Source organism: Streptomyces pseudogriseolus (genome assembly GCA_002154585.1).
GTDB lineage: Bacteria > Actinomycetota > Actinomycetes > Streptomycetales > Streptomycetaceae > Streptomyces > Streptomyces pseudogriseolus.
Genome location: MUNG01000757.1, coordinates 1 through 518, shown reverse-complemented (window position 1 = coordinate 518; position 518 = coordinate 1). Strand labels below are relative to the sequence as shown.

The window sequence follows — 518 nt, the reverse complement described above, 5'->3', positions numbered from 1 at the left end:
GCTTCAGGTCGCGGTGCACGATGCCCTGGTCGTGGGTGTAGGCGAGGGCGGCGGCGACCTGCGCGGCCACCTGGACCACCTCGTCGACGGGCAGCGGACGGTGCTTGTCGTCCTCCAGCAGGCGGCTGAGGTCACGGCCCTGGAGCAGCTCCATCACCAGGAAGAGCCTGCCCTCCGACTCGCCGAAGTCGTGCACCNNAGGCCGCCACCCGCGCCTCGCGGCGGAACCGCTCGCGCAGCACCCGCCCGGACGACGGGTCGCGCTGCGCGCCGAGCGGGTCGAGGCACTTCACCGCGACCTGCCGGCCGAGCGACTCGTCCCGCGCCCGCCAGACCTCCCCCATGCCGCCGCGTCCGATGCGGTCCAGCAGCCGGTACCGGCCCTGGATCAGCCGTGTGTCGTCCCCCATGACCTACGCCGCCCCCGTCGTGGTCCGTCCTGCCTCCCCCTGTCTCGTCCAGTATGGCGACACCTCGCCCGAGTTTGTACGGGGCCGGGGGGCGGCGTAGGTCATGGG

The 518-nt window shown here is 73.4% G+C and carries 1 pseudogene; it reads right to left on the bottom strand.

Annotation, left to right across the window (positions count from 1 at the left end):
* Positions 1-410: pseudogene (locus CCN29_RS34585) on the bottom strand (protein kinase domain-containing protein); the annotation flags it as partial.
* Positions 411-518 lie beyond the last annotated feature (108 nt).